General features: G+C 60.5%; 22 protein-coding genes and 1 pseudogene. 10 read left to right on the forward strand and 13 right to left on the reverse strand.

Going from position 1 to position 24,025, the window contains the following annotated elements:
• The first annotated feature begins 8 nt into the window (after window positions 1–8).
• Window positions 9–581, forward strand: a complete 573-nt coding sequence (locus FBY12_RS16340; protein WP_092276238.1) for a xanthine phosphoribosyltransferase — start codon at window positions 9–11, stop codon at window positions 579–581.
• A gap of 158 nt (window positions 582–739) precedes the next feature.
• Here FBY12_RS16340 and FBY12_RS16350 read toward each other — a convergent pair whose 3' ends face one another.
• The 6 genes from FBY12_RS16350 to dadA all read right to left on the reverse strand — a co-directional run bounded on the left by FBY12_RS16350 (window position 740) and on the right by dadA (window position 6,894).
• Window positions 740–2,665 carry an acetyl-CoA hydrolase/transferase C-terminal domain-containing protein gene (locus FBY12_RS16350; protein WP_145253985.1) on the reverse strand — a complete coding sequence of 642 codons (1,926 nt, stop codon included), beginning with the start codon at window positions 2,663–2,665 and terminating at the stop codon, window positions 740–742.
• 137 nt (window positions 2,666–2,802) lie between these two features.
• The gene (locus FBY12_RS16355) at window positions 2,803–3,216 is read right to left on the reverse strand and encodes a cytochrome c5 family protein (protein WP_121732313.1); all 414 of its coding nucleotides are present in this window, start codon (window positions 3,214–3,216) and stop codon (window positions 2,803–2,805) included.
• Window positions 3,217–3,397: 181 nt separating this feature from the next.
• On the reverse strand, window positions 3,398–3,946 hold the full coding sequence (locus FBY12_RS16360; protein WP_092276228.1) for a cupin domain-containing protein: 549 nt from the start codon (window positions 3,944–3,946) through the stop codon (window positions 3,398–3,400).
• 128 nt (window positions 3,947–4,074) lie between these two features.
• Window positions 4,075–5,151: an alanine racemase gene (gene alr, locus FBY12_RS16365; protein ID WP_145253988.1), complete on the reverse strand. Its 1,077-nt coding sequence runs from the start codon at window positions 5,149–5,151 to the stop codon at window positions 4,075–4,077.
• A gap of 113 nt (window positions 5,152–5,264) precedes the next feature.
• Window positions 5,265–5,618, reverse strand: coding sequence for a RidA family protein (locus FBY12_RS16370; protein ID WP_145253991.1), 354 nt, complete (start codon window positions 5,616–5,618; stop codon window positions 5,265–5,267).
• Complete coding sequence (gene dadA, locus FBY12_RS16375) at window positions 5,590–6,894, reverse strand: D-amino acid dehydrogenase (protein WP_145253993.1); 1,305 nt, start codon at window positions 6,892–6,894, stop codon at window positions 5,590–5,592. The genes FBY12_RS16370 and dadA overlap by 29 nt, the downstream gene beginning before the upstream one ends.
• Window positions 6,895–7,064: 170 nt before the next feature.
• Between dadA and FBY12_RS16380 the strand changes: the two genes are divergently transcribed.
• Complete coding sequence (locus tag FBY12_RS16380; RefSeq protein WP_010465173.1) at window positions 7,065–7,553, forward strand: Lrp/AsnC ligand binding domain-containing protein; 489 nt, start codon at window positions 7,065–7,067, stop codon at window positions 7,551–7,553.
• A 123-nt stretch (window positions 7,554–7,676) separates the two neighbouring features.
• Here the strand turns inward: FBY12_RS16380 and FBY12_RS16385 are convergent, their stop codons facing one another.
• Complete coding sequence (locus FBY12_RS16385) at window positions 7,677–8,030, reverse strand: YkgJ family cysteine cluster protein (protein ID WP_007947437.1); 354 nt, start codon at window positions 8,028–8,030, stop codon at window positions 7,677–7,679.
• A 147-nt stretch (window positions 8,031–8,177) separates the two neighbouring features.
• Here FBY12_RS16385 and FBY12_RS16390 point away from each other — a divergent pair, with 147 nt between their 5' ends.
• Window positions 8,178–9,470 carry an FAD-binding oxidoreductase gene (locus FBY12_RS16390; RefSeq protein WP_145253996.1) on the forward strand — a complete coding sequence of 431 codons (1,293 nt, stop codon included), beginning with the start codon at window positions 8,178–8,180 and terminating at the stop codon, window positions 9,468–9,470.
• Window positions 9,471–9,589: 119 nt separating this feature from the next.
• Here the strand turns inward: FBY12_RS16390 and FBY12_RS16395 are convergent, their stop codons facing one another.
• Window positions 9,590–9,832, reverse strand: a complete 243-nt coding sequence (locus FBY12_RS16395) for a DUF1127 domain-containing protein (RefSeq protein ID WP_145253999.1) — start codon at window positions 9,830–9,832, stop codon at window positions 9,590–9,592.
• A gap of 178 nt (window positions 9,833–10,010) precedes the next feature.
• Here FBY12_RS16395 and FBY12_RS16400 point away from each other — a divergent pair, with 178 nt between their 5' ends.
• Both FBY12_RS16400 and FBY12_RS16405 read left to right on the forward strand, forming a co-directional pair.
• On the forward strand, window positions 10,011–11,444 hold the full coding sequence (locus tag FBY12_RS16400; RefSeq protein WP_121732319.1) for a PLP-dependent aminotransferase family protein: 1,434 nt from the start codon (window positions 10,011–10,013) through the stop codon (window positions 11,442–11,444).
• Between the two features lie 59 nt (window positions 11,445–11,503).
• The gene (locus FBY12_RS16405; RefSeq protein ID WP_145254003.1) at window positions 11,504–13,072 is read left to right on the forward strand and encodes a phospholipase D family protein; all 1,569 of its coding nucleotides are present in this window, start codon (window positions 11,504–11,506) and stop codon (window positions 13,070–13,072) included.
• Between the two features lie 184 nt (window positions 13,073–13,256).
• Here FBY12_RS16405 and FBY12_RS16410 read toward each other — a convergent pair whose 3' ends face one another.
• Window positions 13,257–14,402: an MFS transporter gene (locus tag FBY12_RS16410; RefSeq protein ID WP_121732321.1), complete on the reverse strand. Its 1,146-nt coding sequence runs from the start codon at window positions 14,400–14,402 to the stop codon at window positions 13,257–13,259.
• 155 nt (window positions 14,403–14,557) lie between these two features.
• Window positions 14,558–16,051, reverse strand: a complete 1,494-nt coding sequence (locus FBY12_RS16420; protein ID WP_145254007.1) for an aldehyde dehydrogenase — start codon at window positions 16,049–16,051, stop codon at window positions 14,558–14,560.
• 236 nt (window positions 16,052–16,287) lie between these two features.
• Here FBY12_RS16420 and FBY12_RS16425 point away from each other — a divergent pair, with 236 nt between their 5' ends.
• Entirely contained in the window at window positions 16,288–16,650 is a 363-nt protein-coding gene (locus tag FBY12_RS16425) for a cupin domain-containing protein (RefSeq protein ID WP_145254010.1), read from the forward strand.
• Window positions 16,651–16,840: 190 nt separating this feature from the next.
• On the opposite strand, the gene rpmG is transcribed toward FBY12_RS16425, so the two are convergent.
• Complete coding sequence (gene rpmG, locus FBY12_RS16430) at window positions 16,841–16,996, reverse strand: 50S ribosomal protein L33 (RefSeq protein ID WP_007894709.1); 156 nt, start codon at window positions 16,994–16,996, stop codon at window positions 16,841–16,843.
• Window positions 16,997–17,007: 11 nt separating this feature from the next.
• Window positions 17,008–17,241: a 50S ribosomal protein L28 gene (gene rpmB / locus FBY12_RS16435; protein ID WP_007894701.1), complete on the reverse strand. Its 234-nt coding sequence runs from the start codon at window positions 17,239–17,241 to the stop codon at window positions 17,008–17,010.
• A 446-nt stretch (window positions 17,242–17,687) separates the two neighbouring features.
• On the opposite strand from rpmB, the gene FBY12_RS16440 reads away from it, so the two are divergent.
• Window positions 17,688–19,274, forward strand: coding sequence for an ABC transporter substrate-binding protein (locus tag FBY12_RS16440; RefSeq protein ID WP_145254013.1), 1,587 nt, complete (start codon window positions 17,688–17,690; stop codon window positions 19,272–19,274).
• 526 nt (window positions 19,275–19,800) lie between these two features.
• Here FBY12_RS16440 and radC read toward each other — a convergent pair.
• On the reverse strand, window positions 19,801–20,475 hold the full coding sequence (gene radC / locus FBY12_RS16450; RefSeq protein ID WP_121732325.1) for a DNA repair protein RadC: 675 nt from the start codon (window positions 20,473–20,475) through the stop codon (window positions 19,801–19,803).
• Window positions 20,476–20,611: 136 nt separating this feature from the next.
• On the opposite strand from radC, the gene coaBC reads away from it, so the two are divergent.
• The 3 genes and pseudogenes from coaBC to FBY12_RS16470 form a co-directional block, all read left to right on the forward strand.
• A complete protein-coding gene (gene coaBC / locus FBY12_RS16455; protein ID WP_145254549.1) occupies window positions 20,612–21,820 on the forward strand; it encodes a bifunctional phosphopantothenoylcysteine decarboxylase/phosphopantothenate--cysteine ligase CoaBC in 1,209 nt (402 codons plus the stop codon).
• Window positions 21,821–21,825: 5 nt separating this feature from the next.
• A complete protein-coding gene (gene dut / locus FBY12_RS16460) occupies window positions 21,826–22,281 on the forward strand; it encodes a dUTP diphosphatase (protein ID WP_092276186.1) in 456 nt (151 codons plus the stop codon).
• A 364-nt stretch (window positions 22,282–22,645) separates the two neighbouring features.
• A pseudogene (locus FBY12_RS16470) lies at window positions 22,646–24,022 on the forward strand (phosphomannomutase/phosphoglucomutase); the annotation flags it as partial.
• Window positions 24,023–24,025 lie beyond the last annotated feature (3 nt).

The following is a 24,025-nucleotide window of genomic DNA, read 5'->3' on the forward strand; positions in this document are numbered from 1 at the left end:
AAAGCTTCATGGAAGCACTGCACAAGAAAATCCGCGAAGAAGGCATCGTGCTTTCCGACCAGGTCCTGAAGGTTGACGCCTTTTTGAACCACCAGATCGACCCGGCCCTGATGAAGCTGATCGGCGACGAATTCGCCACGCTGTTCAAGGATTCGGGGATCACCAAGATCGTCACCATCGAAGCCTCGGGCATCGCCCCGGCGATCATGACCGGGCTGAACCTCGGCGTGCCGGTGATTTTCGCCCGCAAGCAACAGTCGCTGACCCTGACTGAAAACCTGCTGTCGGCGACCGTTTACTCGTTCACCAAGAAGACCGAAAGCACCGTGGCGATTTCCCCGCGCCACCTGACCAGCAGCGACCGCGTGCTGATCATCGATGACTTTTTGGCCAACGGTAAGGCGTCGCAAGCGCTGATTTCGATCATCAAACAGGCAGGCGCCACCGTCGCCGGTTTGGGCATCGTCATCGAGAAGTCGTTCCAGGGCGGCCGCGCGGAACTGGATGCCCAAGGTTATCGCGTTGAATCGCTGGCCCGCGTGCAATCGCTGAAGGACGGCGTAGTCACCTTCATCGAGTAACCCTGTAGGAGCAAAGCTTGCTCGCGATGCAGGCGATGCGGTGTTCCAGATGAACCCGGTCATCGTTCTTCGCGGGCAAGCCTCGCTCCTACAGGTCATACGCGACCGCAAATAACGCGCGAATCCTGTAGGAGCGAGGCTTGCCCGCGAAGGCGTCCTCACTGTTGCGCGGTGGCTTTCAGGCCGGTGAGCAGCAGTCGCTGAAACAGGTCTTCTTTGAACCCTTCCGGCTTCTCCAGTTGCATGCGCTGCAGATGTTCCGGGTATTGCGTCGCCTCGGGCGCATCCAGCGCAGCCTTGCCCAATTCCAGAATCTCGGTGAGTTTGAACTTGCTCTTCAGCCAGTTCAGCGCGCGCAACACATCGCGCTCGACCTCGGTAAAATCACAGCCCAGCGGATACTCCGGAAACAGATTCGGGTGCCGCGCCTGAATCGCCTGCAAACGCTGCGGATGGTTATCGGCAAAACGCGGATCCATGCGGAAATTCTTCGGCAACTTGCCGACCGCTTGCGCCTGTTCGATCAGCCCCGGTTGAAAGCGTGAATCGCTGATATTCAACAACGCCTCGATCACCGCCGCATCGGTCTTGCCGCGCAAATCGGCGATGCCATATTCGGTGACGACGATGTCGCGCAAGTGCCGTGGAATCGTGCAATGCCCGTATTCCCAGACAATGTTCGAACTGACCTCGCCGCCCGACTCGCGCCAACTGCGCAGGATCAGCACCGAACGCGCGCCTTCCAGCGCGTGCCCCTGCGCGACAAAGTTGTACTGCCCGCCCACGCCGCTGAGCACGCGCCCGTCTTCCAGTTGGTCGGCGACACCGGCGCCGAGCAAAGTCATGGTGAACACGGTGTTGATGAACCGCGCGTCCAGACGCTGCAAACGCTTAAGCTCTTCCTGGCCGTAGAGCTCGTTGATGTAGCTGATGCGGGTCATGTTGAATTCGCGGCGTTTTTCCTGCGGCAACTCGCGCAGGCGCTCATAAAAACTGCGCGGGCCGAGGAAGAACCCGCCGTGCACCGAGATGCCATCGGGTTGCGCGGCTTCGTCGAGGGTGCCGTCGTTCGCCTGCTGCTGGGTCGGCACGTCCGGGTAGACCTTGCGCCGGATGATCCCGGCGTCGGCCAACACCAGCAGGCCGTTGACGAACATTTCGCTGCAACCGTAAAGGCCTTTGGCGAAGGCATCGGTGCCGCCCTCGCGCTCGATCAACTGCGCCCACTGGCTGAGGTTCAAATCGGCGAGCAAGGCTTTGTAACCGGCGTTATCGGCCTGACGCGCAAGCAACGCGGCGGTCAGCGCATCGCCCATCGAGCCGATGCCAATTTGCAGCGTGCCGCCATCGCGCACCAGCGTACTGGCGTGCAGGCCGATGAAGTGATCCTGAAAACCCACCGGCATGTTCGGCGTCGAGAACAGCGTGCTGCTGTCCTTGGCGTCGATCAACAGATCGAAAGTGTCCATGCCGACTTCCGCATCGCCCGGCATGTAGGGCAAATCGTTGTGCACCTGGCCGACCACGAGGATGGTTTCCCCGGCATCGCGGCGCTTGGCGATCATCGGCAACAGGTCGAGGGTGATGTCCGGGTTGCAACTCAGGCTCAGGCGATCCGGATGCTCGGGATGGCTGGCGACCATTTGCGCCACCAAGTTCAAACCGGCGCCATTGATGTCGCGGGCGGCGTGGCTGTAGTTGCTGCTGACGTAATCCTGCTGGGCCTGCGCGCTGTGCAGCAGGCTGCCGGGCTGCATGAAAAATTGCTGGACCTGGATGTTCGGCGGCAGGTCGTCACGCTGCAGGTCGGCGAGGAAATCCAGTTCCGGGTAATCGCCGAACACGCGCTCCACGAACGGTTCGATGAAGCGCTTCTGCAAGCCATCGCCCAGCGCCGGTCGGCCCAGGCACAGCGCGGTGTAGACCGTCAGCCGGCGCTCGGGCAATTGCGCGATGCGTTGGTACAGCGCGTTGACGAAGTGGTTGGGTTTGCCCAACCCCAGCGGCAGGCCCATGTGAATGTGCGCCGGCAACCGCGCCAGTACTTCATCGACCGCCTGCTCGATAGAACACAGCTGCACCATCGGATCCTCCCTTTCAAATGCGTGAATGCGGGTTGGACCGAGCTTGCCGGGCCTTTGCTGCAAAGAATAGTCCCCAAGGGTAAATCGCAGGCACAAAAAAGCCGCTCGCAAGCGGCTTTTTCGCTGAAGATGAAGGCTTATTTCAGGCCGGACATCTTCTCGATTGCGCCTTTGAGCTCGTCATCGGAGCAGTCGGCGCAGGTGCCTTTTGGCGGCATCGCGTTGATGCCGGTGATGGCTTTGGCCAGGATGCCGTCGAGGCCGCCCTGGTGATCGGCGCGTTCTTTCCAGGCCGCTGTGTCACCAATTTTCGGCGCACCCAACAAGCCAGTACCGTGGCAAGCGTTGCAATGTTTTTCAATCACTTGATCCGGGGTCTTGGCCCCGCCGCCACCGGCCGCAACGGCCACGTCCATCCCTTTGCACTCTTGACCCGTCACACAGACTTGGCCGACAGGCTCAAGGCGTTTGGCAATGTCATCGTTGGTCGCAGCTTGTGCGCTCACAGCCCAAAGGGCCAATACAGTTGCTGGTGCAGCCAGCATTTTCATAATTAGGTTCACGCGTTCACCCTCAATGGTGGCTATTCACGCCCGCGGCCACGGTTCGCAGGCGGGCGCAAGTATAACGACAAGCCCGCCACACTGAAACAACCCCAAAGTCGAAGGGGTCTTGTGGTGTGGGGTAAAACCCTTCGGGCGCCTTCGCGATGCTGGCCGGGCGCCTCTTCTGTCAGAAATTCGCGGGAGTGGCTGCGCTGATTAGTCGCGCCGGCGCATCGAACGGATTCCGGAAACGGTGCGGCTTGGTACTTTCAAAGTAGTAGCTGTCGCCGGCTTCGAGCACAAAAGTTTCGCCGCCGACCACCAGCTCCAGCCGGCCTTCGACCAGAATCCCGGTTTCCTCGCCCTCATGCGTGAGCATCTCGTCGCCGGTGTCGGCGCCGGGCGGGTAAATTTCATTGAGGAACGCGATGGCCCGGCTCGGGTGGGCCCGGCCGACCAGTTTCATGGTCACGGCGCCATCGGAAATATCGATCAGCTCGTTAGCTTTGTAGACGATCTGAGTCGGTTTTTCCTGCAGGATTTCTTCGGAAAAGAACTCGACCATGGACATGGGAATCCCGCCCAACACTTTGCGCAGCGAGCTGATCGAGGGGCTGACGCTGTTTTTCTCGATCATCGAAATGGTGCTGTTGGTGACACCCGCGCGTTTGGCGAGCTCACGCTGCGAAAGACCTTTGAGCTTACGGATGGATTGCAGTCGTTCACCGACGTCCAATGCTGGAGCCTCCAGGGATTCAGGTTGTAGAAAATTTGAGCGTTATCATGGCGACAGCGTTCAGTATTTACAACACTTTGGCCTGAATCCTGTTCAGCGAGGCGACTTCCGGCGCGGGGCGTTTTGCCTCAAGCCCCGGAATAGAGCAGCGGCACCCGGCGCAGGTTGCAGAAGATCTGGTAAGGAATCGTGTCAGCGGCCAGCGCCACTTCGCTGGCCAGCACGTTTTTGCCCCACAACTCGACGGTCGACCCAAGGCCGGCGTGCAGCACATCGGTCAAATCGATGCAGAGCATGTCCATCGACACCCGCCCGAGCAACTGGCTGCGCTGGCCGGCGACCATTACCGGCGTGCCGGTCGGTGCATGGCGCGGGTAACCGTCGGCATAACCCAGGGCGACCACGCCGATGCGCATCGGCTTGTGCGTGATGAACTTCGCGCCGTAGCCCACCGGCTCGCCGGCCGGCAGTTCGCGCACGCAGATCACTTTCGATTCGAGGGTCATCACCGGTTGCAGGCGCGCGGCCACGGCGTTGGCTTCTTCGAACGGCGTGGCGCCGTAGAGCATGATGCCAGGACGCACCCAATCGCTGGGGATCTGCGGCCAACCGAGCACGGCGGGCGAATTGCGCAAGCTGACTTCGGCGGCCAGGCCCTGACGCGCCGCTTCAAACACCGCGACCTGCTCGGCGCTGGCCTGAGCGTGCAATTCATCGGCGCGGGCGAAGTGGCTCATCAAGACGATTTTCGCCACTTTGCCGCTGGCCAGCAGCCGTTGATAGGCCGCTTGATAGTCCTTGGGATGCAAACCGACGCGGTGCATGCCCGAATCGAGCTTGAGCCACACCGTGATCGGTCTGCTCAGCGCCGCTTGCTCAATCGCTTCGAGTTGCCAAAGCGAATGCACCACGCACCAGAAGTCGTGCTCGACAATCAGCGCCAACTCTTCAGCTTCAAAAAAACCTTCGAGCAACAACACCGGCGCGCGAATCCCCGCCGCGCGCAGTTCCAGCGCCTCTTCAATGCATGCCACCGCAAAGCCGTCGGCCTCGGCTTCCAGCGCCTGCGCGCAACGCACCGCGCCGTGGCCGTAGGCATCAGCCTTGATCACCGCGAGGGCCTTGGCCCCCGGCGCGAGTTCACGGGCGATCTGGTAGTTGTGACGCATTGCTTGAAGGTCGATCAGGGCACGGGCAGGACGCATGGCGGCAGACTTCTAGGCGGTCATGGGAATAAAAACCGGCGCTGGCTGACGGCGTGAACCGCCAGCAGCACCGGGAGAGGGATCGTTTTTTACAGGTTGTTTGCAACAGGCCGTTACGGCAGCGCGGCAACCACTGACAGCTCAACCAGAATTTCCGGTTCACACAGCTTCGATTCGACGGTGGCACGGGCCGGGGCGACGCCTTTTGGCAACCACTGATCCCACACCGCGTTCATGCCGGCGAAATCCGCATCGATGTCTTTCAGGTAAATCGTCACCGACAGCAGATGGTTTTTGTCGGTGCCGGCCAGATCAAGCAAACGCTCGATGTTGCCCAGGGTTTCGCGGGTCTGCTGTTCAATTCCGGCGCTCAGGTCATCACCAACCTGCCCGGCGAGGTACACGGTACCGTTGTGGGCGACGATCTGACTCATGCGTTCATTGGTGAGCTGGCGCTGGATTGCCATGTTTTGCGGACTCCTGGATTTTGCTGCCGTAACGGGAAATATCGAGGCCTTCGGCGCTGATCTGTGGGGTTTTCTTCGCAATCAAATCTGCCAGCAAACGCCCGGAGCCACAGGCCATGGTCCAACCGAGTGTGCCGTGGCCGGTGTTCAGGAACAGATTGCTGAACGGCGTCGCGCCAACGATCGGCGTGCCGTCCGGAGTGGTCGGGCGCAGGCCAGTCCAGAAACTCGCCTGGGCCAGATCGCCGCCCTGAGGATAAAGGTCGTTGACGATCATCTCCAGGGTTTCGCGCCGACGCGGGTTCAGCGACAGGTCAAAACCGGCGATCTCGGCCATGCCGCCAACGCGAATGCGGTTGTCGAAACGGGTGATCGCGACTTTGTAGGTCTCGTCGAGAATGGTCGAAGTCGGGGCCATCGCCGGGTTGGTGATCGGCACGGTCAGCGAGTAACCCTTGAGCGGGTAAACCGGCGCTTTGATGCCCAGCGGCTTGAGCAGTTGCGGCGAATAACTGCCGAGCGCAAGGACGTAGCGGTCAGCGGTTTCGAGCTTGCCGTCGATCCACACACCGTTGATGCGATCACCGGCGTAGTCGAGCTTCTGAATGTCTTGGCCGAAGCGGAATTCCACGCCGAGTTTCACGGCCATTTCGGCCAGGCGCGTGGTGAAGATCTGGCAGTCGCCAGTCTGGTCGTTCGGCAGGCGCAGGGCACCGGCGAGGATGTCAGTGACGCTGGCCAGCGCCGGTTCAACGCGAGCAATACCGGCGCGGTCGAGCAGTTCGAACGGCACGCCGGACGCTTGCAGTACGGCAATGTCTTTGGCGGCGTTGTCGAGCTGCGCCTGAGTGCGGAACAGTTGCGTGGTGCCGAGGCTGCGGCCTTCGTAGGCGATGCCGGTTTCGGCGCGCAATTCGTCGAGGCAGTCGCGGCTGTACTCGGACAGACGGACCATGCGCTCCTTGTTCACCGCATAACGGTTGGCGGTGCAGTTGCGCAGCATCTGCGCCATCCACAGGTATTGGTCGATGTCGGCGGTGGCCTTGATCGCCAATGGCGCGTGGCGTTGCAGCAGCCATTTGATCGCTTTGAGCGGCACGCCCGGCGCGGCCCACGGCGAGGCATAACCCGGCGAAACCTGCCCGGCGTTGGCGAAACTGGTCTCCATGGCAGCGGCCGGCTGCCGGTCCACGACCACCACTTCAAATCCGGCACGGGCCAGATAGTAAGCACTGGCGGTACCGATGACGCCGCTACCCAAGACCATAACGCGCATTTTTATTTCCCTCATCGCGGCGGACCGCTGACGTGTGCTGTGTAAATCGATGTGTGCAAACCGATGATGTGCGCAGTTTAAAAAAGATTAGCCAGTGCTTTTCACTATATAAGTGCCTATATTTGGCGACAATTCTCGGCAAAAACCCTTTTCACGGAGGCGCATCCCCTATGCGTACCAACACTCAGACCAAACGTGAGCTGGACAAGATCGACCGCAACATCCTGCGGATCCTGCAAGCGGACGGGCGCATTTCCTTTACCGAGCTGGGGGAAAAGGTCGGCCTCTCGACCACGCCGTGCACCGAGCGGGTGCGTCGGCTGGAACGCGAAGGGATCATCATGGGCTACAACGCCCGGCTCAATCCGCAGCATTTGAAGGGTAGCTTGCTGGTGTTCGTCGAGATCAGCCTCGACTACAAATCCGGCGATACTTTCGAAGAGTTCCGACGCGCGGTGCTGAAACTGCCGCACGTGCTGGAGTGCCATTTGGTCTCAGGGGATTTCGATTATCTGGTGAAAGCGCGGATTTCCGAGATGGCGTCTTACCGCAAATTGCTCGGCGACATCCTGCTGAAACTGCCGCATGTGCGCGAATCGAAGAGCTATATCGTAATGGAAGAAGTCAAAGAGAGCCTGTGCCTGCCGATCCCGGATTGAGATCAAGTCGGCTGGGCGGACGCCATCGCGAGCAGGCTCGCTCCCACAAGGACAGCGCTGAACCTGTGGGAGCGAGCTTGCTCGCGATGGCGTCGACTCGGTCACTCCGCAGGAACGCGACCGCTAAACCAACACCTGCCGCGTCGAAGCCATGTACTCATGAATCTGCTTCTCCACCCGCGGATGGATCAGCTCCACCGGCCCGCGCCCGTTGGGGCACGGCAGGGTTTTGGTGGTGCCGAACAACCGGCAGATCAGCGGCCGCTCGTCGTACACGGTGCAGCCGTTTGGCCCCAGATGTACGCAGTTCAGCTCGTCCATTGCGGCGTCCTGCTCGGCGCGGGTCTTGCGCGGCAGGCGCGACATTTCTTCCGGCGAAGTAGTCACCGGGCCGCAGCAGTCATGGCAGCCAGGCACGCACTCGAACGAGGGGATCTGCTGGCGCAAGGTGCGAATTTTCTGACTGTTGCAACTCATCGAAGCGCTGACCAAAAGCGAAATTGAACGCGAGTCTGACGCATCCGGCTCGATCCATACAGCCGCAACCGACCAGTGTTGCCCGCGCCGGAAGGTCCGGCTTATCCTCCGTCGACTTTTTCAAACACGATGATCAGGAACCCACGCATGAATGCCCCTGCCCGGCACACCGCCTCTTATTACGCCGCCAGCAGCCTGCCGCAGCCCGATCACCCGGCGCTGCAAGGCGAGTTGATCGCCGATGTGTGCGTGGTCGGCGGCGGGTTCTCCGGGTTGAACACGGCGCTCGAACTGGCCGAGCGTGGCCTCAGCGTCGTGCTGCTCGAAGCGCACAAGATCGGCTGGGGCGCCAGCGGCCGCAACGGCGGGCAACTGATTCGCGGCGTCGGCCATGGCCTCGATCAGTTCGCCAACATCATCGGCGCCGACGGCGTGCGGCAGATGAAACTCATGGGCCTGGAAGCGGTGGAAATCGTCCGCCAGCGCGTCGAGCGTTTCCAGATACCTTGCGACCTGACCTGGGGTTATTGCGACTTGGCGAACAAACCCCGCGACCTTGAAGGGTTCGCCGAAGACGCCGAAGAACTGCGCAGCCTCGGATATCGCTACGAAACACGCTTGCTGCAAGCCGATGAAATGCACTCGGTAGTGGGCTCGGACCGTTACCTCGGCGGTTTGATCGACATGGGTTCCGGGCATTTGCACCCGCTGAACCTGGCGCTCGGCGAAGCGGCCGCCGCGCAGCAACTGGGGGTCAAACTGTTCGAACAGTCGGCGGTTATCCGTATCGATTACGGCTCGGAAGTGAAGGTCCATACCGCTCAGGGTCGGGTGCGCGCCAAGACCTTGGTGCTCGGTTGCAACGCTTATCTGAATGACCTCAACCCCGAACTCAGCGGCAAAGTGCTGCCGGCCGGCAGTTACATCATCGCCACCGAGCCGTTGAGCGAGGAACAGGCGCATAACCTGTTGCCGCAGAACATGGCGGTGTGTGATCAACGGGTCGCGCTGGATTATTACCGACTCTCGGCGGATCGGCGTTTGCTGTTCGGCGGCGCCTGCCATTACTCGGGGCGCGACCCGAGAGACATCGCCGCGTACATGCGGCCAAAGATGCTTGAGGTATTCCCGCAACTGGCCGGGGTGAAAATCGATTATCAGTGGGGCGGGATGATTGGCATCGGCGCCAATCGCTTGCCGCAGATCGGCCGGCTCAAGGAGCAGCCGAATGTGTATTACGCCCAGGCCTATTCCGGGCACGGGGTGAATGCCACGCACCTGGCCGGCAAGTTGCTCGCCGAAGCAATCAGCGGCCAGCACAGCGGCGGCTTTGATCTGTTTGCGCAGGTGCCGCACATCACCTTCCCCGGCGGCAAGCATTTGCGCTCACCATTGCTGGCGTTGGGGATGTTGTGGCATCGGCTTAAAGAGTTGGTTTGAGAGATTTTTGGCGTTTGTAAGGACGCCTTCGCGGGCAAGCCTCGCTCCTACAGGTATCCAGTGCATAACCTGTAGGAGCGAGGCTTGCCCGCGAATGGACCTGAAGCACACCACAGACTTCAAATCCGCCAAAACGGCTTCAGCCCTTCCGCCAGCGCTTGCTCGCGGCTCAAGCCAATATCGCGCAACTGTTCGGTCGTCAGGTTCAGCAACGCCTTGCGTGTATGCACTCGCCGCCAGAACAGCGCCCAACGACTCAGGCAAGACGCCGTGCTCATCGTTGCCTCGCGGGTCGCGTTCTCCTGCCCTGCCGCCAGTTCCTGACTGTGTAACGTCAGCCGCACATCGCTCAAGCCGTTCATTTTGATTGCTCCTGTTTACTTGGATAGCCAGAGCTTTCATGATGCGCGGACGTCGAAAAGCATTACAGATTCAAAGCAACTGTATTAATTCCATACAGATTGACCGTTCAGGCTCTGAATCACGTATTTAAAGCCGATCTGTACTGGTTAACCGAATCACCCGCGCCGAGGCTGCACCATGACTCTCTACGTCAATCTCGCCGAATTGCTCGGCACGCGTATCGAACAGGGCTTCTATCGTCCCGGCGACCGGTTGCCGTCGGTGCGGGCCTTGAGCGTGGAACACGGGGTCAGCCTGAGCACCGTGCAACAGGCTTATCGTGTACTCGAAGACAGCGGCCTGGCGACGCCGAAACCCAAATCCGGCTACTTCGTGCCGGTCAGCCGCGACTTGCCGGAACTGCCGGCGATTGGCCGCCCGGCGCAACGCCCGGTGGATATTTCGCAGTGGGATCAGGTGCTGGAATTGATCCGCGCGGTGCCACGCAAAGACACCGTGCAACTCGGGCGCGGCATGCCGGACATCACCACGCCGACCATGAAACCGTTGCTGCGCGGGCTGGCGCAAATCAGTCGGCGCCAGGACATGCCCGGCCTGTATTACGACAACATCCACGGCAACCTCGACCTGCGCGAACAGATCGCCCGGCTGATGCTCGATTCCGGCTGCCAATTGAGCGCTGCTGACCTGGTGATCACCACCGGTTGCCACGAAGCACTGTCCACCAGCATTCGCTCGATTTGCACGCCAGGCGACATCGTCGCGGTGGACTCGCCGAGCTTTCACGGCGCCATGCAAACCCTCAAGGGCCTGGGCATGAAAGCTCTGGAAATTCCCACCGACCCCCTCACTGGCATCAGCCTCGACGCACTGGAACTGGCGCTCGAACAATGGCCGATCAAAGCCATTCAACTGACGCCCAACTGCAACAACCCGCTGGGCTACATCATGCCCGAGGGGCGCAAACGCGCATTGCTGAACCTGGCACAGCGCTTCGACGTGGCGATCATCGAGGACGATGTGTATGGCGAATTGGCCTACAACTACCCGCGCCCACGGACGATCAAATCCTTCGATGAAGACGGCCGCGTGCTGCTTTGCAGCTCGTTTTCCAAAACCCTGGCGCCAGGGCTGCGGATTGGCTGGGTAGCGCCGGGCCGTTATCTGGAACGGGTGCTGCACATGAAATACATCAGCACCGGCTCCACCGCGCCGCAACCGCAAATCGCCATCGCCGAATTCCTCAAGGGCGGCCACTTCGAGCCGCATCTGCGGCGGATGCGCAGCCAATATCAGCGCAATCGCGACTTGATGATCGATTGGGTCAGCCGTTATTTCCCGGCCGGCACACGCGCCAGTCGCCCGCAGGGCAGCTTCATGTTGTGGGTCGAATTGCCGGAAGGTTTCGACACCTTGAAACTGAATCGAGCGCTGCACGATCAAGGCGTACAGATCGCCGTCGGGAGCATTTTTTCCGCCTCGGGCAAGTACCGCAATTGCCTGCGCATGAACTACGCTGCCAAACCGACGCCGCAGATCGAAGACGCCGTGCGCAAGGTCGGCGCGGCGGCGATCAAGTTGCTGGCCGAAACAGATTTCACCAGCGACTGACCTTTCTCGCAAAACCGGCATCCTATGCCGACAACCGCCGCCACTCGGAACGATCCTACGTGAGAGCCAGACCACCGCTGTACGTGCTTTTGTTACTCACCGCGCTCCTTGGCGGTTGCGCCAGCATCAGCGCCCCGCGCGAGCCGAGCTCAGCGCTGCCGGCAGCCGATTCGGCGTTTGGCCGCTCGATCCAGGCCCAAGCGGCGCCGCATCAAGGGCAATCCGGCTTTCGCCTGTTGTCCAACAGCACCGAAGCCTTCATGGCCCGCGCCGAGTTGATCCGCAACGCCCAGACCAGCCTCGACTTGCAGTACTACATCGTCCACGACGGCATCAGCACGCGGATGCTCGTCGAGGAATTGCTCAAGGCTGCCGACCGTGGCGTGCGCGTGCGCATCCTGCTGGACGACACCACCAGCGACGGCCTCGACCAGATCATCGCGACGCTGGCCGCACATCCGCAAATCCAGATTCGCCTGTTCAACCCGTTGCACCTGGGCCGCGCCACCGGCGTGACGCGGGCCATGGGCCGTTTGTTTGACCTGTCGCTGCAACATCGGCGCATGCACAACAAGCTGTGGCTGGCCGACAACAGCGCCGCCATCGTCGGCGGACGCAACTTGGGCGATGAGTATTTCGACGCCGAGCCGAACCTGAATTTCACTGATATCGACATGCTCAGCGTCGGCCCGGTCGCCGAGCAGCTCGGGCACAGTTTCGACCAGTACTGGAACAGTGCGCTGAGCAAGCCGATCGACGATTTCCTCAGCAGCAAACCAACTGCCAAGGACCTGCAAGAGACCCGCGCGCAGCTGGAGCAATCGCTGGAAGAAACGCGTAAACAGAACCACGCGCTGTATCAGCAATTGATGATTTACGACAAACACCCGCGCCTGGATATCTGGCGCAGCGAGTTGATCTGGGCGTGGAACCAGGCACTGTGGGACGCGCCGAGCAAGGTGTTGTCCAAAGGCGAACCCGATCCGCACTTGCTGCTGACCACGCAACTGGCGCCTGAGCTGACTGGGGTCAGCAAAGAGCTGATCATGATTTCCGCGTATTTCGTTCCGGGACAACCGGGGCTGGTTTACCTCACCGGGCGTGCCGACGCGGGCGTCACCGTGAGTTTGCTCACCAATTCGCTGGAAGCCACCGACGTGCCGGCGGTGCACGGCGGATATGCGCCGTATCGCAAGGCGTTGCTGGAGCACGGGGTGAAGCTGTACGAGTTGCGTCGCCAGCCCGGTGAAGGTGGCGGCAGTGGCCCGAATCTGTTCCGGCGCTCGGCGTATCAAGGCTCGGATTCGAGTTTGCACAGCAAAGCGATGATTTTCGACCAGAAGAAATCATTTATCGGCTCGTTCAATTTCGACCCGCGTTCGGTGCTGTGGAATACCGAAGTCGGGGTGCTGGTGGACAGCCCGGAACTCGCCGCGCACGTGCGTGAACTGGCGCTGCAAGGCATGGCGCCGCCGCTCAGTTACGAGGCGAAACTGCAGGACGGCAAAGTGGTTTGGGTGACCGAGGACGACGGCAAAATGCACACGCTGAGCAAAGAGCCGGGCAGTCTGTGGCGGCGGTTCAATGCGTGGTTCAGCACCACCGTCGGGCTGGAGCGGATGTTGTAGTCAAGGTTTACTGATCAATTGTGGCGAGGGGGCTTGCCCCCGCTGCGCTGCGAAGCGGCGCCAAAGTTGACGACACGAATCTACCCGTTATGTCGCGTTGGATGGTTTTACGACTGCTGCGCAGCCGAACGGGGGCGAGCCCCCTCGCCACACAAGCTCGCTCCCACAGGTTTTGCGTTCAGGTTCAGGCAGGTTCGGCCACTGCGCCAAACGCACCTTGGCGCATCAGCAATATCACCAACCCCAACGCCCCCGCCGCCATCAGCAGTGGCAACGCGTGCCCGCTGATCCACTGGCTGCCCGCGCCGGCCGCCAACGGCCCGACCAGGCAACCGATGCCCCACAGCTGCGCGATGTGCGCATTGGCCCGCACCAGCGCATCGTCGCGATAACGCTCGCCGATCAAGATCAGCGACAAGGTAAACAACCCACCCGCGCTCGCGCCGAACAACACCCACAGCGGCCAGATCAGCAACGTGTCGAGCAGCAGCGGAATCGCCAGGCTCGACCCCAGCAGCACCACCGCGCAAGCGGTGAACAGACTGCGCCGCGACACCCGATCCGCCAGCGCGCCAATCGGCAATTGCAGCAACGCATCGCCGACCACCACCGTGCTGACCATCGCCAAAGCAATCTCGGCAGTGAAGCCCTGGCGCAGGCAATACACCGGCAGTAGCGTCAGGATCATCGCCTCGAACGCGGCGAACAGCGACACCGCCCAGGCAATCGCCGGCAAGCCTCGGCAGAACGTCCACAAATCACCGAACGTCACGCTGCTCGCTTCACTGGCCGGCGCGCCGCTGCGCCCGAGCAACAGCAATGGCGCAGAAATCAGCAAACCGACGCCGACCCAGAAACCGTAATCGTGATCAGTGCCCAAGGCCCCCAACAGCAACGGCCCGCCGAGTTGGCTTAACGCGTAACTGCTGCCGTACAGCGCGACCAAACGGCCGCGCCACTGCTCGACCACCAGTTGGTTGATCCAGCTCTCGCCGAGGATGAACACCAGCGTAAGGATCACGCCGATCATCAGCCGCAGCAGCAGCCAGATCGGGTAACTCGGCAACAGCGCCAGCAAACCGATGGACACCGCCCCGGCCCACAGGCACAGACGCATCAGGTTGGCGGTGCCGAAACGCGCCGCCAGATGGCTGGAGATCTTCGCCCCGACCAACACGCCAATCGCCGGCATGGCGGCCATGACGCCAATCGCGAACGCGCCATAACCCCAGCTCTCGAGACGAAACGACACCAACGGCATGCTTACGCCCAGAGCCAAGCCAACGCTCAAGACAGACGCCAACACGGCGAAATAAGTCGCCCAACGCATGTTCCACGCTCCTGTGGATATTTTTTTGTTCAGCACAAAACACTGTGGGAGCGAGCTTGCTCGCGATGGCGGTTGCACATTCAACACTGATGTCGACTGTTACACCGCTATCGCGAGCAAGCTCGCTCCCACAGGGGATCTTCGTTGTGTGGCGCTTACAACTTGATCCAGGTCGCCTTCAGTTCGGTGTATTTGTCGAACGCGTGCAGCGATTTATCGCGACCGTTGCCCGACTGCTTGAAGCCACCGAACGGTGCGGTCATGTCGCCGCCGTCGTACTGGTTGACCCAAACGCTGCCGGCGCGCAGTGCCTTGGCGGTCAGGTGCGCCTTGGAGATGTCCTTGGTCCACACCGCTGCGGCCAGGCCATACGGCGTGTCGTTGGCGATCTGGATGGCTTCTTCGGCGGAGTCGAAAGCAATCACCGACAGCACTGGGCCGAAGATTTCTTCCTGAGCGATTTTCATCGCGTTGTTCACGCCGTCGAAAATCGTCGGCTCAACGTAGGTGCCACCGGTTTCCTGCAAGATGCGCTTGCCGCCCGCGACCAGTTTGGCGCCGTCGGTGTGGCCGGATTCGATGTAGGACAGCACGGTGTTCATCTGCTGCGTGTCCACCAGCGCGCCGACGTTGGTCGCCGGGTCCAGCGGGTTGCCCGGTTTCCAGGTTTTCAGTGCTTCGATCACCAGCGGCAGGAAGGTGTCCTTGATCGAACGCTCGACCAGCAGACGCGAACCGGCGGTGCAGACTTCGCCCTGGTTGAAGGCGATGGCGCTGGCGGCGGATTCGGCGGCGGCTTGCAGGTCCGGCGCATCGGCAAACACGATGTTCGGGCTCTTGCCGCCGGCTTCGAGCCAGACGCGTTTCATGTTCGATTCGCCGGAGTAGATCAGCAATTGCTTGGCGATTTTGGTCGAACCGGTGAACACCAAGGTGTCGACGTCGTTGTGCAAGGCCAAAGCCTTGCCGACGGTGTGGCCGTAGCCCGGCAGAACGTTGAGCACGCCTTTCGGAATACCGGCTTCAACGGCCAGCGCGGCGATGCGGATGGCGGTCAACGGCGATTTTTCCGACGGCTTGAGGATCACCGAGTTACCGGTGGACAGCGCCGGCCCGAGTTTCCAGCAGGCCATCATCAACGGGAAGTTCCACGGCACGATTGCGCCAACCACGCCCACCGGCTCGCGGGTCACCAGGCCCAGTTGATCGTGCGGAGTCGCGGCGACTTCGTCATAAATCTTGTCGATCGCCTCACCGCTCCAGCTCAGCGCTTGCGCCGCGCCGGGGATGTCGATGTACAGCGAATCGCTGATCGGTTTGCCCATGTCCAGGGTTTCAAGCAGCGCCAGTTCTTCGGCGTGCTGCTTGAGCAGACCGGCGAAACGGATCATCGCGGCTTTGCGTTTGGTCGGAGCGAGGCGCGACCAGACGCCGGAATTGAAGGTAGCGCGGGCATTTTCCACAGCGCGCTGGGCGTCGGCGGCGTCACAGCTGGCAATCTTGCCGAGCAGACGGCCATCGACCGGGCTGATGCACTCGAAGGTCTCGCTGGAGACGGCGTCGGTGTATTCGCCATTGATGTAGGCGCGGCCTTCGATCTTCAGATCGCGAGCGCGTTGCTCCCAATCGGCACGAGTCAGGGTGGTCATTCGGGTGTCCTCCTCTTGTTGAATACGAGTGCCCCGCGTTTGTTCGCGAGTGCTTGCAGGAATTCCGCCCGGCCAGCCGACTTTCGGCCCAGGGCACCCGCCACCCTAAACCAGTGACCGGGGTTGTTTCAATATATTTGACATAAGGCAGGTAAACAGCCTTGCGGTGTTCATTTTAATAAACATAGACTTTGGCCTTTCCAGCCATCGCGCCGCAATCACGGGGGATTACAACAATGAATATCGAGAACGTGGTCGACTTCAGCCAAGCCAAAACCGAACCGGAACGCTATCGACCGGACGAGGCGAAAATTCTGAAAGGCGATCCCGAACAAGTGGTTTACAACCACTACAACAGCCCTTGCGGCCAGTTGAATGCCGGCGTCTGGGAAGGCGCGGTGGGCCAGTGGCTGGTGAACTTCACCGAACATGAATATTGCGAGATCGTGCAGGGTGTTTCGGTGCTGCGCGATAACGACGGCAACAGTAAAACCGTGCGCGCGGGCGATCGCTTCGTGATTCCAGCGGGTTTTCGCGGGACGTGGGAAGTGCTGGAAGCGTGCCGCAAGATCTATGTGGCGTTTGAGCAGAAGGCTTGAGGGTTTGGGGATTTTAGTTGTCTGGGCCGGCCTCTTCGCGGGCAAGCCTCGCTTCTACAGGACGGACGCGATCCCTGTAGGAGCGAGGCTTGCCCGCGAAGGCGTCCTGACAGGCAACGCCTAACCCGCAGGCAACAAAAAAGGCCCGTATCTCGCGATACGGGCCTTTTTCGTAAGTCGGAAAAATCAATTACTTGATTTTGCCTTCTTTGTAGATCACGTGCTTGCGAACAACCGGATCAAATTTCTTGATCTCGATTTTGTCCGGCGTAGTGCGCTTGTTCTTGTCGGTAGTGTAGAAGTGACCAGTACCGGCGCTCGAAATCAAACGAATCAATTCACGCATGATTAGCTCCCTTAGATCTTGCCAGCTTTGCGGATTTCGGCCAGCACGACAGTGATGCCACGCTTGTCGATGATACGCATGCCTTTGGCAGATACGCGCAGACGCACGAAACGTTTCTCTTCTTCAACCCAGAAGCGGTGATGCTGCAGGTTCGGCAGGAAACGACGACGGGTTTTGTTGTTTGCGTGGGAAATGTTATTCCCAGTCACCGGACCCTTACCGGTAACTTGACATACTCTCGACATGCCTCAGCCCTCTAAAACCACATGCCCAACCCGGCATGGGTTGGCCGCTTAATCTCTCAGTCATTTGGCGCCAGGCGCCGCGTTTCTTTAGAGGTCTTACCGGCTACACCTACAGTGAAGGAACCGGGCCCCTAGAAAAGAGCGCTGCTTTATACCAGAAAGACCTTGAAGCAACAACATTCAGTGTGCGAAGAATTCACAAAAAGCCCGTTTTCCGGGCTGTGAGCGCCTTGGATAAAGGCTATTGTCGGTGGCGACCGCTCGTCGCAGAGCCTCCACCAACACGTCAATCCAAGACCCTTGCCAACCCTCACACACAAAAATCTGGCGCCTATAGTCGCCCCAAAATGAAAAAGGGGATAGTCATTTGCAAAAGAGCCCTCTAGGGTAGGCCTTTTCCAGACTGCACTTGCAGATGGGCAATCGATCTGTGAAGGAATCTGACCATGCGCCTCGCTGCCCTACCGCTGCTGCTCGCCCCTCTGCTGCTGAGCCCGCTGGCCCACGCTGCGGCCCTGACCGTTTGCACCGAGGCCAGCCCTGAAGGCTTCGACGTGGTGCAATACAACTCGCTGACCACCACTAATGCATCGGCCGATGTGCTGATGAACCGTCTGGTGGATTTCGATACCGCCAGCGGCAAAGTGGTCGCCAGCCTCGCCGACAGCTGGGAAGTCTCGCCGGACGGCCTGACCTACGTGTTCAAACTGCATCCGAAGGTCAAATTCCAAAAAACCGACTACTTCAGCCCGACCCGCGAGTTGAGCGCCGAAGACGTCAAATTCAGCTTCGACCGCATGCTCGACCCGGCGCACCCGTGGCACAAAATCGCCCAGAGCGGCTTCCCGCACGCGCAGTCAATGCAGTTGCCGGCGCTGATCAAGAAGATCGACGCGCTCGACCCACTGACCGTGCGCTTCACCCTCGATCACCCGGATTCGACCTTCCTCGCGACGTTGAGCATGGGTTTCGCCTCGATCTATTCCGCCGAATACGCCGACAAACTGTTGAAGGCCGGCACACCGCAAAAGCTCAACAGCCAGCCAATCGGCAGCGGCCCGTTCGTATTTACGCGATTCCAGAAAGACGCGGTGATTCGCTACAAGGCCAACCCGGATTACTTCGGCGGCAAGCCGTCAGTCGACCCGCTGATCTTCGCCATTACGCCGGACGCCAACGTGCGTTTGCAGAAGTTGCGCCGCAACGAATGCCAGATTGCGCTCTCGCCCAAGCCGCTCGACGTACAAGCCGCGCTGAAAGAGCCGACGTTGAAAGTCGAAAAGACTGACGCGTTCATGACCGCTTTCGTTGGCATCAACACCCAGCATCCGCCGCTGGACAAACCGGAAGTGCGCCAGGCGATCAACCTCGCGTTCGATAAGGCCAACTACATCAAAGCCGTGTTCGAAGACACCGCCGCGCCGGCGAACGGCCCTTACCCGCCGAACACCTGGAGCTACGCGAAAAACCTGCCCGGCTACGCGCATGACGTGGAAAAAGCCAAGGCATTGATGGCCAAGGCCGGGCTCAAGGAAGGTTTCCAGACGACGATCTGGACCCGCCCTTCCGGCAGTTTGCTGAACCCGAACCCGAGCCTCGGCGCGCAGATGTTGCAGTCGGATCTGGCCGCCATCGGCATTCAAGCGGAGATCCGCGTGATCGAGTGGGGCGAGTTGATTCGGCGCGCCAAGGCTGGCGAGCATGACTTGCTGTTCATGGGCTGGGCGGGCGATAACGGCGACCCGGACAACTTCCTCACGCCGCAGTTTTCCTGTGCGGCGGTCAAGTCCGGCACCAACTTCGCGCGCTACTGCAATCAGGACCTGGACAAGCTGATCAGTGCCGGCAAAACCACCAGCGAACAAGGCGTGCGCACCAAGCTGTATGAACAGGCGCAAACGCAGATCCAGCAACAGGCGTTGTGGCTGCCGCTGGCGCACCCGACGGCGTTCGCACTGACGCGCAAGGACGTGCAGGGTTACCAAGTCAGCCCGTTCGGCCGCCAGGATTATTCCAAAGTCAGCATCAAATAACCCGACCCGACACAAAACCTGTGGGAGCGAGCTTGCTCGCGATGAGGCCGTTACATTCAACATCGCTGTTGACTGATAAACCGCCATCGCGAGCAAGCTCGCTCCCACAAGGTTATGGGTTGGCCGCAGATTCCGCGTTTACCGCAGATCAATTGTGGGAGTGAGCCTGCTCGCGATGGCGCCGTGTCAGTCAGCCAAATCGGTGACTGAAAGAATGCAATCGCGAGCAGGCTCACTCCTACAGGGGTTGTGGGTTGGGCGCAGATTCTGTGCTTTCCGCAAATCAATTGTAGGAGCGAGCCTGCTCGCGATGGCGCCGTGTCAGTCAGCCAAATCGGTGACTGAAAGAATGCGATCGCGAGCAGGCTCGCTCCTACAGGGGTTGTGGGTTGGACGCAGATTCTGTGTTTACCGCAGATCAATTGTAGGAGTGAGCCTGCTCGCGATGGCGCCGTGTCAGTCAACCAAATCGGTGACTGAAAGAATGCGATCGCGAGCAGGCTCACTCCTACAGGTGTCCCGCGCGCTACATCCAGCCGTACTCCGCCATCGACAGCGGTTCCCCGTCGCCGACGATGAAATGGTCGAGCACGCGCACGTCGATCAATTCCAGCGCCTCTTGCAGGCGTCTGGTGAGCATTCGGTCGGCCTGACTCGGCTCGGGGTTACCGGAGGGGTGGTTGTGGCACAGGATCATCGCTGCGGCGTTGTGCGCTAAGGCGCGCTTGACCACTTGTCGCGGGTAGACGCTGGTGGTGTCGATAGAGCCGCGAAACAGCGTTTCGAACGCCAGCACGCGGTGCTTGGAGTCCAGAAACAGGCAGCCGAACACCTCGTGGGGCTCGTGGCGCAGCATGGATTTCAGATAATCGCGCACGGCTTGCGGGCTCTCCAGCGCGGACTTTTGCCGCGATTGCTCAGCCAAGTGCCGTCGGCCCATCTCCTGAGCTGCCTGCAACTGCGCGAATTTCGCCGGCCCAAGCCCTAATTCTTTGCTGAATGTTGTTCGATCAGCCTCCAGCAGTGAACGCAAGCTGCCGAACTGAACCAACAAGTGTCGCGCCAGATCGACCGCGCTTTTGCCGGAGACGCCGGTGCGTAAAAAAATCGCCAATAACTCGGCATCTGAAAGACTCGCCGAGCCAAACTCCAATAACCTCTCCCGCGGCCGTTCCGCCGCCGGCCAATCACGAATACTCATAACACCTCCCTGGTCTGTGGGCGCCGCTGTTCCGTAGCGGTCGCTGTGATATCGTAGCCCATCTTTTTTGCGGGCGAATTCATCCCTGGGGAGGGGGTTTCGCCATGCAGTCATCAACGAAATGAAAGGCAGACCTATGCAGCGGCTGTATCGGAAACGCATCGTTCTGGGCGTCGGCGGCGGCATTGCTGCCTACAAGAGTGCCGACCTGGTCCGCCGCTTGATCGACCAGGGCGCCGAAGTGCGCGTGGTCATGACCCGTGGCGGCAGGGAGTTTATTACTCCGCTGACCATGCAGGCCTTGTCCGGGCACCCGGTTCACCTGGACCTGCTGGACCCCGCAGCCGAAGCGGCGATGGGCCACATCGAGCTGGCCAAATGGGCTGATCTGGTGCTGATCGCGCCGGCCACCGCCGACCTGATCGCCCGCCTCGCCCAAGGTATCGCCGACGATTTGCTGACCACGCTGGTGCTGGCCACCGATGCAGTGGCCGCTGTTGCGCCGGCAATGAACCAGGCAATGTGGCGCGATCCGGCGACCCAAGCCAACCTGCAAACCCTTGAATCGCGCGGCCTCAAGACCTTCGGTCCAGCCTCCGGCAGCCAGGCCTGCGGCGACGTCGGCATGGGCCGCATGATGGAAGCGACCGACCTCGCGCAGTGCGCCGCGGACTGTTTCCAGCGTCAGGCGCTGACCGGCAAACACGTGCTGATCACCGCCGGTCCGACCCAGGAAAACATCGACCCGGTGCGCTACATCACCAACCACAGCTCGGGAAAAATGGGTTTTGCCCTCGCCGAAGCGGCGGTTGAAGCCGGCGCCCGCGTGACGTTGATCACCGGCCCGGTGCACTTGCCGACGCCGGATCGGGTCACGCGCATCGACGTGGTCAGCGCTCGCGACATGCTCGCCGCGTGTGAATCGGCGATCCCCTGCGACCTGTTTATCGCCTCGGCGGCGGTCGCGGACTACCGTCCGGAAGTCGTCGCGCCACAGAAACTCAAGAAAGATCCTACGAACGGCGACGGCTTGTTGCTACAAATGGTGCGCAACCCGGACATCCTGGCCACCATCGCCACCCGTCCCGACCGTCCGTTCAGCGTCGGTTTCGCCGCCGAAACCGAACACCTGCTCGATTACGCAGCACGCAAGTTGAAAGACAAGAATCTGGATCTGATCGTCGCCAACGACGTGGCGAATCCGAGCATTGGCTTCAACAGCGAAGAAAACGCCTGCAGCGTGATCGACCGTGAACTGCACGCCACACTTTTCGCCCAGACCAGCAAGAGCAAAATCGCTCGCCAGCTGATCACTTTTATCGCCGACCGTCTGAACCAGGTTTAATTTACATGCACGCTTTGCAAGCCAAGATCCTCGACCCACGCATCGGCAGCGAATTCCCGCTGCCGCAGTACGCCACGCCAGGCTCCGCCGGCCTCGACCTGCGCGCCATGCTGGAAAAAGACACCGTGATCAAGCCGGGCGAAACCCTGCTGATCCCTACCGGCCTGTCGGTTTACATCGGCGATCCGGGTTTGGCGGCGCTGATCCTGCCGCGCTCCGGCCTCGGCCACAAACACGGCATCGTGCTGGGCAATCTGGTCGGTTTGATCGACTCCGATTACCAGGGCCCGCTGATGGTTTCGTGCTGGAACCGCAGCGACAAGGATTTCACCCTCGAAGTGGGCGAACGTCTGGCGCAGTTGGTGTTGGTGCCGGTGGTTCAGGCGCACTTCGAAATGGTTGAAGAGTTCGTCGAAACCGAACGCGGTGCCGGTGGTTTCGGGCATTCCGGTAGCCACTGACCAACAGAGAAACCTGTGGCGAGCGAGCTTGCTCGCGCTGGGCTGCGAAGCGGCCCCAAATTCTGTAAGTCATTACCGATTTTGTGGGTGCTACGCCCCCAAGCGCGAGCAAGCTCGCTCGCCGCAAATACTTTATGTGCTCAAAAATGCACAGCTGTCATCTGGAAGGTTTACCACTGAAAATCAAGGGATTGGCCGGCAAAATACCGGCTAATGCGACGATCATGGCCATTTCGCACCACGAACTCTCTGGGGAAAATGCCGTCATACCCTTCAGTTTGAGCCAGCCCAAGCGTCAATCGCTGGCCGGTCCAGTCACTTTCGAAATGGAGCATTTCCACAGATGAGCAGTCCAGCCCAAGTCGCACCGAAGTTCCCCGACAGCATTTTCCGCGCCTACGATATTCGCGGCACCGTCCCGGAATTCCTTAACGGCGAAACCGCTTATTGGCTCGGCCGCGCGATCGGCGCCCAGAGCCTTGCCCAGGACGAACCGAATGTTTCCGTTGGCCGCGACGGCCGCCTTTCCGGCCCGGAATTGGTCGAACGCCTGATCCAGGGCCTGGCCGACAGCGGCTGCCACGTCAGCGACGTCGGGCTGGTGCCAACACCGGCGCTGTATTACGCCGCCAACGTACTGGCCGGCAAATCCGGCGTGATGTTGACCGGTAGCCACAACCCGTCGAACTACAACGGTTTCAAGATCGTCATTGCCGGCGACACCTTGGCCAACGAACAGATCCAGGCCCTGCACGAACGCCTCAAGACCAACAACTTGAGCAGCGGCAAGGGCAGCATCACCAAGGTCGAAATCCTCGATCGCTACAACACCGAAATCGTCCAGGACATCAAACTGGCCCGTCGCCTCAAAGTCGTGGTCGACTGCGGTAACGGCGCGGCCGGCGTGATCGCCCCGCAACTGATCGAAGCGCTGAACTGCGAAGTCATCCCGCTGTTCTGCGAGGTCGACGGCAACTTCCCGAACCATCACCCGGACCCGGGCAAACCGGAAAACCTCGTCGACCTGATCGCCAAGGTCAAGGAAACCAACGCCGACCTGGGCCTGGCTTTCGACGGCGACGGCGACCGTGTTGGCGTCGTGACCAACACCGGCAGCATCGTCTACCCGGACCGCTTGCTGATGCTGTTCGCCCGCGACGTACTGGCGCGTAACGCCGACGCGGAAATCATCTTCGACGTCAAATGCACCCGGCGCCTGACGCCGCTGATCAAGGAATACGGCGGTCGCCCACTAATGTGGAAGACCGGTCACTCGTTGATCAAAAAGAAAATGAAACAAACCGGCGCGCTGTTGGCCGGCGAAATGAGCGGGCACATCTTCTTCAAGGAGCGCTGGTTCGGTTTCGACGACGGCATCTACAGCGCCGCGCGTTTGCTGGAGATCCTCAGCAAGGAAAAATCCACCGCCGAAGAGCTGTTCGCGACCTTCCCGAACGATATTTCTACGCCTGAAATCAATATCAATGTGACCGAAGAGAGCAAATTCAGCATCATTGATGCTCTGCACGACGCGAAGTGGGGCGAAGGTGCCGACCTGACCACCATCGACGGCGTGCGAGTCGACTACGCCAAAGGCTGGGGCCTGGTGCGCGCCTCCAACACCACACCGGTGCTGGTGCTGCGTTTCGAGGCCGATGACGAGGCTGAATTGCAGCGCATCAAGGACGTGTTCAAAGTCCAGTTGAAGCGTGTTGCACCTGATCTCCAACTACCGTTTTGATCT

The organism is Pseudomonas sp. SJZ131 (genome assembly GCF_007828705.1).
Taxonomy (GTDB): Bacteria; Pseudomonadota; Gammaproteobacteria; order Pseudomonadales; family Pseudomonadaceae; genus Aquipseudomonas; species Aquipseudomonas prosekii.